This is a genomic window from Streptococcus sp. WM07, from assembly GCF_004570525.1.
GTDB lineage: Bacteria > Bacillota > Bacilli > Lactobacillales > Streptococcaceae > Streptococcus.
The window spans coordinates 1-8,783 of the sequence record NZ_SPPZ01000062.1; the positions used below are offsets into that span (position 1 = coordinate 1).

The 8,783-nt window shown below is 41.4% G+C and carries 6 protein-coding genes, 1 tRNA gene and 1 pseudogene; 6 read left to right on the forward strand and 2 right to left on the reverse strand.

Annotated elements, in window-relative coordinates; translation table 11 throughout:
• The first annotated feature begins 53 nt into the window (after positions 1 to 53).
• Positions 54 to 127: transfer RNA gene (locus E4T71_RS07395), tRNA-Pro, on the forward strand.
• 462 nt (positions 128 to 589) lie between these two features.
• Positions 590 to 2,575, forward strand: coding sequence for a methionine--tRNA ligase (gene metG / locus E4T71_RS07400; RefSeq protein WP_135038565.1), 1,986 nt, complete (start codon positions 590 to 592; stop codon positions 2,573 to 2,575).
• A gap of 31 nt (positions 2,576 to 2,606) precedes the next feature.
• On the opposite strand, the gene E4T71_RS07405 is transcribed toward metG, so the two are convergent.
• Positions 2,607 to 3,689, reverse strand: coding sequence for a Xaa-Pro peptidase family protein (locus E4T71_RS07405; RefSeq protein WP_135038567.1), 1,083 nt, complete (start codon positions 3,687 to 3,689; stop codon positions 2,607 to 2,609).
• A gap of 191 nt (positions 3,690 to 3,880) precedes the next feature.
• Between E4T71_RS07405 and ccpA the strand changes: the two genes are divergently transcribed.
• From ccpA to E4T71_RS07420, 3 genes are all read left to right on the forward strand, one after another.
• Positions 3,881 to 4,891, forward strand: coding sequence for a catabolite control protein A (ccpA, locus tag E4T71_RS07410; RefSeq protein ID WP_135038569.1), 1,011 nt, complete (start codon positions 3,881 to 3,883; stop codon positions 4,889 to 4,891).
• Positions 4,892 to 4,989: 98 nt separating this feature from the next.
• The gene (locus E4T71_RS07415; protein ID WP_135038571.1) at positions 4,990 to 5,988 is read left to right on the forward strand and encodes a glycosyltransferase family 4 protein; all 999 of its coding nucleotides are present in this window, start codon (positions 4,990 to 4,992) and stop codon (positions 5,986 to 5,988) included.
• Position 5,989: 1 nt separating this feature from the next.
• On the forward strand, positions 5,990 to 7,315 hold the full coding sequence (locus E4T71_RS07420) for a glycosyltransferase family 4 protein (RefSeq protein ID WP_135038573.1): 1,326 nt from the start codon (positions 5,990 to 5,992) through the stop codon (positions 7,313 to 7,315).
• 284 nt (positions 7,316 to 7,599) lie between these two features.
• On the opposite strand, the pseudogene E4T71_RS10265 reads toward E4T71_RS07420, so the two are convergent.
• Positions 7,600 to 8,470: pseudogene (locus E4T71_RS10265) on the reverse strand (IS30 family transposase); the annotation flags it as partial.
• 45 nt (positions 8,471 to 8,515) lie between these two features.
• Here E4T71_RS10265 and E4T71_RS07430 point away from each other — a divergent pair.
• Positions 8,516 to 8,783 (forward strand): IS630 transposase-related protein (locus E4T71_RS07430; RefSeq protein WP_135038577.1); only part of this gene is annotated, 268 nt, incomplete at its 3' end.

Consider the following 8,783-nt stretch of genomic DNA (forward strand, 5'->3'; position numbering starts at 1 on the left):
ATGTTATAGAAATAGGAATTTATAATACGAAGTAAAGACCTAAATTACATCTACGGGAAGTAGCTCAGCTTGGTAGAGTACTTGGTTTGGGACCAAGGTGTCGCAGGTTCGAATCCTGTCTTCCCGACTAGACAAGATGACAGAAATGTCATCTTTTTTGTGTTTCCCAAACCAAGTCCAATAGCGAAGTTTAAAGCAGAGACCGAAATAAGAAGATTTGCCTCCTGTTTCTAAGTTTGGAACCAAGGTGTCGCTCGCTCATCCACTCAGGAATTGAGTGGATGTGCATGGGAATAAAGCGAAGGAACTTCGCAACAAGATCCTGTCTTCCCTCAGGAGATTTGGTTGTATTCTGTTTAGTTGTTTTTTTGATGGTGTAGAACTTTCGAGGTATTCGAAAGTTATGAGGAAGCGGGAGCTGAAGAGTACTGTTGAAGGGATCTGTTTTGGGAAGTGTTTTTGACTCTGTTGCTTTTCAGGAATAGGGTCAAAGACTCTCTATTAAGGCTATTTGGATTATCTGTATTTTGGTTTGCTTGTGGCTTTTGGAGCGTGGTATAATAAGAGGAGTAATTTTGAGGAGTAAATGATGTCTGATAAATCGTTTTATATTAGTACGCCTATTTATTATCCAAGTGGGCGTTTGCATATTGGTTCAGCTTATACAACAATTGCTAGCGATGTTTTAGCACGTTATAAGCGTTTGATGGGCTATGATGTCTTCTACTTGACTGGATTGGATGAACATGGTCAGAAGATTCAAGATAAGGCAGCAGAAGCTGGTCTTGAGCCGCAAGCTTATGTCGATGGTATGGCCAAGGATGTTAAAGAGTTGTGGTCACTTTTAGATATTTCGTATGACCGTTTTATTCGTACAACGGATGCGGATCATGAGGCCGTTGTTGCTCAGATTTTTGAGAAGCTGTTGGCGCAAGATGATATTTATTTGGGGGAATATTCAGGGTGGTACTCTGTTTCTGATGAAGAGTTCTTTACTGAAACGCAATTGACTGAGGTCTTCCGGGATGAGGAAGGGACTGTTATTGGCGGGATTGCTCCTTCAGGTCACGAGGTAGAATGGGTTTCAGAGGAGTCTTACTTCCTACGTTTGAGTAAGTATTCTCAGTGGTTAGCAGACTATTTTAAAGAACATCCTGAGTTTATTAGTCCTGATGGTCGGATGAATGAGATGCTTAAGAATTTTATTGAACCTGGTTTAGAGGATCTGGCTGTTTCACGGACTAGCTTTACTTGGGGAGTCCCGGTACCTTCCAATCCTAAGCATGTGATTTATGTTTGGATTGATGCCCTTGCTAACTATATTACAGCTTTGGGTTATGGACAGGATGAGGATGGAAACTTTGTCAAGTTCTGGCCTGCGGATATTCATATGCTTGGGAAGGATATTCTTCGTTTCCACTCCATTTATTGGCCAATCATTTTGAAAATGCTTGATTTGCCACTTCCAAAACGTCTGATTGCTCATGGGTGGTTTGTAATGCAGGATGGAAAAATGTCTAAATCCAAGGGGAACGTGGTTTATCCTGAGATGCTTGTTGAGCGTTACGGTTTGGATGCTCTTCGATATTATTTAATGCGCTCACTTCCTGTTGGTTCTGATGGTACTTTTACACCTGAAGATTATGTTGGTCGTATCAACTATGAATTAGCCAATGATTTAGGTAATTTGTTGAATCGAACCGTAGCGATGGTGAATAAGTATTTTGGTGGTCAGGTGCCTGCATTTAAGACAGATGTTACGGCCTTTGATAGGGATTTGGAGTCCAAAGCGGAGGAAACAATTCGAGAGTTCCAGAAGCAGATGGAAGCAGTGAATCTTCCACGTGCTCTGGAGGTGGTGTGGAAGTTCATCATGCGGACCAATAAGTATATTGATGAGACTCAGCCTTGGGTTTTGGCTAAGGATGAGGCGGACCGTGAGCTATTGGCAAGTGTGATGAGCCATCTAGTAGCTAGTCTACAATTGGTTGCTGCTCTTCTCCAACCCTTCATGATGGAGACCAGCCGTTCCATTCTGAATCAATTAGGCTTGGCTGAGGTTAGCTCTTTAGAAGATTTAGCCTTTGGTAACATCCCAACGGAGAGCCAGGTTGTTGCCAAGGGGCAACCGATCTTCCCTCGCTTGGACATGGAGGAAGAAATTGCCTACATTAAATCTCAGATGTCAGGTGATAAAAAAGAAGAAGAGTGGGATCCAACAAAGGTTGATTTGTTGCTAAACAAAAAGGCTATTCAATTTGATGATTTTGACAGGGTGGAAATTCGGGTAGCTGAGGTTAAAGAAGTTCAGCGAGTGGAGGGGAGTGAGAAGTTATTGGTATTCCGCTTGGATGCTGGTGATGGTCAAGATCGCCAAATTCTATCTGGAATTGCGGCCTATTATCCAGATCCACAAGTTTTACTTGGGAAAAAATTGCAAATTGTGGCCAATTTGAAACCTCGTAAAATGATGGGCTTGGTTAGTCAAGGAATGATTCTCTCAGCTGAATTCGAGGATCGTTTGTCTGTTATTACGGTTGATGATGCGATTCCAAATGGAAGTATTCTAGGATAAATAAAACAGGTGAGCGAGTGCTCACCTGTTTTTATAGTTTAAATTGAAGTAATTCTTTAGGAGTATGGGTGAAGGCTTCGAACCCTGTCTTGGTAACGACTCCGCAGTCTTCAATGCGGACTCCAACCTTGTTGGGAAGGTAGATTCCTGGTTCAACAGAGAAGGTCATTCCTTCTTCTAAAACGAGGGAATTGCCTTGATTTAGAGAGGGGTATTCGTGTAGACTTCGGCCAATGCCGTGTCCGAGACGATGATTGAAGTATTCCCCATAACCTGCTTTACTGATAATGTCTCTGGCTACTGCATCAATTTCACCGGCTGTAACACCAGGTTTGATAGCCTCCATAGCTGCTAATTGGGCTTCAAGGACGATATCATAGATGGTAGCTTGAAGGACTGTTGGCTGACCAAGGGCGACGGTACGGCTGACGTCACTAGCATAGCCTTGATGCCAAGTTCCCAAATCAAATAAAAGAAGGGATCTGTTCTTTAGTGGGCGGTTAGTTGGGACGCCATGTGGATCGGCTGCGTGCTTATCGGCTAAGACCATAGTCTCAAAACTCATAGAGACATCTTGACTTCGTAGGGGGCCTTCAATGGCAGCGATGATGTCAAGTTCTGTTTTGCCCTTGGAGATGGATTTGAAACCGAGAGAGAGAGCATAATCAGCCATCTGCCCAGCTTTTCGGAGCAGCTCTAGTTCTGCGGGTGTTTTATAGAGGCGGATGTTTTCGATGGTGGGACTAAGATCCACCACCTGCCCCGTTAAAATTTGCATGAGTTCATAATATTGTCGTAGGCGAAGATGTTGAAACTCTAAGCCAATTCGGTAGCGTTCACGAGATAGGAAGCTTTGGATTTTTTGCCAAGGATTTTCTGAATCGTGATAACTCACAATATTGTAAGAAACGAGTGCCTTGGCACGGTCCCGATCAAGTTCGGGTGTAAACAAGGTTGGACTGCCGTCAAGCGGAAGAAAGAAGAAGAATTGTCTTTCATGAGGATCCGATTGAAAATTCGTTAGATAGGCGATGCTGGTTGGATCTGAAATAATAGCCAGATCAATGCCCTGCTCACGCATTCGTAAACGAAGTAAGTCAACAGTACTCTTCATATTTAACCTCCTATATTCATTATCTGATATCTCTATTGTGTCAAAATTCTTTAAATTATGCAATGGGGAATCGCCATTTGTATTTTTTAGAAAAAAATCTCAAAACGTTTGAAAGTGTTTACAAAAAATGATAAACTATAGTTATGTCAAGGTGAAAGCGTAGTTTTCAAAATTGAATTGGGAGGTTGATTATGCATACTGACGATACTGTAACTATTTATGATGTCGCCCGTGAAGCTGGAGTTTCCATGGCGACAGTCAGCCGAGTGGTGAATGGAAACAAAAATGTAAAAGAAAATACTCGAAAAAAAGTTTTAGATGTGATTGACCGACTAGACTATCGCCCGAATGCGGTTGCTCGTGGTCTGGCTAGTAAAAAGACAACAACAGTTGGGGTTGTGATTCCAAATATTACCTCATCCTATTTTGCTAGTTTGGCCAAAGGGATCGAAGATATTGCAGAGATGTATAAATACAATATTGTTTTGGCAAGTAGCGATGAGGATGATGACCGTGAAGTATCTGTTGTGAACACCTTGTTTTCTAAGCAGGTTGATGGCATTATTTTCATGGGTTACCATTTGACTGAAAAGATTCGTTCAGAATTTTCACGCTCTCGGACCCCTGTTGTTTTAGCTGGAACCGTAGATATTGAACAGCAATTGCCAAGTGTGAACATTGATTATCGCAAAGCAACAGCTGATGCTGTTCAACATTTAGCAGAACACAATCAAAAGATTGCTTTTGTAACAGGACCTTTGGTGGATGATATCAATGGAAAAATGCGCTTACCAGGTTACCGTGACGGTCTCAAAAAAGCCAAACATCAATACAGTGAGGGTCTCATTTTTGAAGCTAAACACAATTATGAGGAAGGTTATGCTTTGGCTGAGCGAATAATGGCTTCTGGTGCGACGGCTGCTATTGTTTCAGGAGATGAATTGGCAGTTGGTCTTTTGAATGGATTGAGTGATAAGGGAATTCGAATTCCAGAGGATTTCGAGTTAATTACCAGTGATAATTCGCAAGTCACTCTGTATAGTCGTCCAAATATGACTTCTATTCATCAACCTCTCTATGATATTGGAGCGATTTCCATGCGGATGTTGACGAAAATTATGAATAAGGAAGAAGTAGAAGAGCGAGAAGTACAATTGGCTCACGGCTTGACAGAACGTCAATCGACTCGTTCAAGTAAATAATAGAACAGTTTAAGGGAATCATTAGTGATCTGTCATGAATGGTTCCCTTTTTTGAGCTCCGACTTTTATTTTGGGTTGCTTTTGTTTATAATATGAGTATGAAAGTTCTACTGTATTTGGAGGGAAAGGCGGTTCTTGAGAAGTCGGGGATTGGTCGTGCTCTTCAGCATCAAATGCGGGCCCTTGATTTAGCAGGGATTCCTTATACCACAGATCCATCTACTGGATACGATTTGGTTCACATTAACACCTATGGCCCTAAGAGTCTGAGACTTTTACATCAAGCTAAGAGGCAAGGGAAAAAAGTTATTGTTCATGGTCATTCGACCCGAGAAGATTTTGCCAATTCTTTTATTGGTTCGAATCTCTTAGCTCCTGCTGTGGGGGCTTATTTAAAGCATATGTATCAGCAGGCGAATTTGGTAATTACGCCAACAGAGTATGCAAAAGATCTTATTCGTGGCTACGGGGTGGATACCCCAATCGTTGCGATTTCAAATGGTATTGACCTAAGCAAGTACCGGCCTGATCCTAAAAAGGAACAAGTCTTCTATGACCATTTTGGCTTGGAAGCAGGGCAACCGGTGGTTGTTTGTGCGGGCCTCTTTTTTAAACGCAAAGGAATTTTGGATTTTATTGAGGTAGCTAAGCAGCTGCCAGAAGTTCAGTTTATCTGGTTTGGAGGGATTAACAAGTGGATGATCCCTCGCGAGATTCGTCGGGTTGTGTCTGGTGATCATCCAGCGAATGTTCAATTCCCAGGTTATTTTAAGGGAGCTGTTTTCCAAGGTGCTATGAGTGGAAGTAGTCTCTTTTTCTTCCCAAGTTATGAAGAGACGGAAGGAATTGTTGTTTTAGAAGCTTTTGCTAGCCATCAACATGTTGTCTTACGGGATATACCGGTTTACAAGGGCTGGATTGATGACCAGTCTGCTATCTTGGGTAAGAGCAATGAGGATTTTGTAGCAGGGATTCAAGCTATTCTAGCTGGTCAAGAGGACAAGCGTGAAAAAGGTTACCAAGTAGCTGAAAGTCGATCTATGGAAGAGGTTGCCCAGCAGTTAGTAGAGGTCTATCGTCAAGTATTGGAGATGTGAGATGAGAATTGGATTGTTCACGGATACCTATTTTCCGCAAGTATCCGGTGTGGCAACGAGTATCCGAACCCTCAGGGAGGAACTTGAGGAGCAGGGACACGATGTCTTTATTTTTACGACTACTGATCGGGATGTAGACCCTGCAGCGGAGCATCGAATTATCCGCATCCCGAGTGTTCCATTTTTTGCTTTTAAGGATCGTCGAGTTGCCTATCGTGGTTTTAGTAAGGCGTTGGGGCTTGCTAAGGAGCACCGGTTGGATTTGATCCATACTCAAACCGAGTTTGCATTAGGTTTTCTGGGACTTTGGATAGCACGGGAATTGGAAATTCCTGTGATTCATACCTATCATACTCAGTATGAGGATTATGTCCACTATATTGCCAAGGGAATGTTGATTCGTCCTGGCATGATTAAGTACATGGTGCGCTCTTTCCTAGATGAGGTGGACGGGGTGGTTTGCCCAAGTGAGATTGTCTACAATCTCCTAGTGGGTTATCGCGTGGAGCCAGAGAAACGGGTGATACCGACTGGTATTGAGTTGGATCGTTTTATTCGATTACAAGAGCAAGATGAAGCCATTCAGGAACTTCGAGAGTCCCTGGCTCTGGCTCCTGATACTAAGATTCTCTTGAGTCTATCGAGAGTTTCTTATGAAAAAAATATTCAAGCAATTATTCGTGCTCTACCGGAAGTTTTACATGAAAATGATAAAGTGCGTTTAATCGTGGCGGGTGATGGTCCTTATCTGGAAAATCTCAAGTCCTTAGCCCAAGAAATGGGGGTCGAGGACAAGGTGCTCTTCGTAGGTATGGTCCCTCCAGAACAAACGGTGCTCTATTACCGGATGGCGGATTTTTTTGTTTCAGCTTCGACGAGTGAAACTCAAGGATTAACCTTTTTGGAAAGTCTAGCGAGTGGGACACCGATTATTGCTCAATCTAATCCCTATCTAGATAATTTGGTTTCAGACAAAATGTTTGGGACTCTGTACCAAGAACCTACGGATTTAGGAGGAGCTATTTTAGAAGCTCTTTTGGCAACGCCTTATCCAAAGGAAAAGAAATGGCAAGAGAAACTGTTTGAAATCTCGGCTGAAAATTTTGGTCTCCAGGTTTATCAGTATTACTTAGATATTTCGATTCGAAAAGGCTATTTGAAGGGGCAAGGAATGGGGGATCCGAGACCACGGGTTCGTTTTGCAAAATCTCTTGCAAGCTTTCCTTTGAAAGTAGTTGCCTTACCCGTTCAAGGTTCTAGACGGGTGATTCGCATTTCTCGCCAGCAGGCTAAACGTTTACCTTACCCAGGTAAGAGAAAAGGGTAACTTCTCAAAGTAAGTTCCACTAAAGAATGATTAGGAAGTTAGTCTGAGAAAATAGCCCCCAAATGCAGATTTTAGTCTTAGACTAAAATCTGTTTTTAATCATGTGAGCGAGAATTAAAAGTTTTACGATTCTTTTCTAAAAATTTTTAGCACGCCAAAAAACCCTAAAACCGGTCTGTCTTAGAGTAAGTTCCAGTATGCTAGAATTTCGAATGAGATTTTTCTTGATTGAATTTTAGTTTTCCGGTACCGGAAAACTAAAGAAGCTGAGCCTTATATTATGCTTATTTCTTGAGTAAGGTAGGTAATTGCCGAACTTTGTCATCAGGAATGTGTACAATTCCAAGTACTGATGCTAGTTCTGGAGTAAAAGTGAATGTAAATATCTCATAGGCTGTTTTATTTCCTAGCCCGAAGCGTCTCACACTATTGACATGAGACATGACGAGATTAATATCCTCTTGTGTCAAGTCATCAAAGGATTCTCCTTTTGGTATAATATCCCTGACAAGAGTATGATTTTTCTCGATTTTCCCTTTTTGAGAAGGTTTTTGAGGGTCGCAGAAAAAGAGATGCAGTTGTGTGGAGTAGTCTTTTTCAATTTCATCCGCATAGGTAAACTCGCCGCCATTGTCAGTTAGAATAACAGGAAAAATTTTGGAAAACTCCATGTTGGCTAGATGTAAGTCTCTTTTTAAGACTTGTATCTGTCGGACAACTTCCGCAGCGGTTTTATTTTCCATAAGTCTAGCAAAGATGAAATTACAGAAGGAGATATTAAAGGTTAAGAGGACTTTACCACCCGTTTTTCCAATAACAGTGTCCATTTCTAGCCAGGAGTTCAAGTGGTTTTCCTGTATAAAGTTTAGAAAATCTTGATAGGATCTATTTTTCTTACCTTAGTAGGTATAGGAGGTAACTGTCGAGATTTTCTTTTTTTGAATTTAACAATTCTAGGAAAGTCGAACGGTATACAGTAGCTCGGGAAACACCTAAGTTATTTGAAGCAATGATATGGTTCAATCGCTGCCCTTTTTTAATTTTTTCAGATAGAAAATTATCCAGTGCATAAAAACTTTTCTTATTCAGAGCAACTCCCTCTCTAGACTCCACGAGAGTCTGTTCATATTCTTTTTGTTTCATTTTAGCATAGTATACTAAAATGAAACAAAAACCGTACATTTGTGATAGAATATCTTTATGGCTTATTCAATAGATTTCCGTAAAAAAGTTCTCAGCTATTGTAACAAAACAGGTAATATTTCTGAAGCCGCTGAGATTTTCCAAATTTCGCGCAACACCATTTATGAATGGATAAAACTCCAAAAGAAAACAGGCGACCTTCACCATCAGGTGAAAGGGACGAAACCAAGAAAAGTTGATAGAGATAAACTAAAAGCCTATCTTGAAGCTCATCCTGATGCCTATTTGACTGAAATAGCTTCTGAATTTGATTGTCATCCAACAG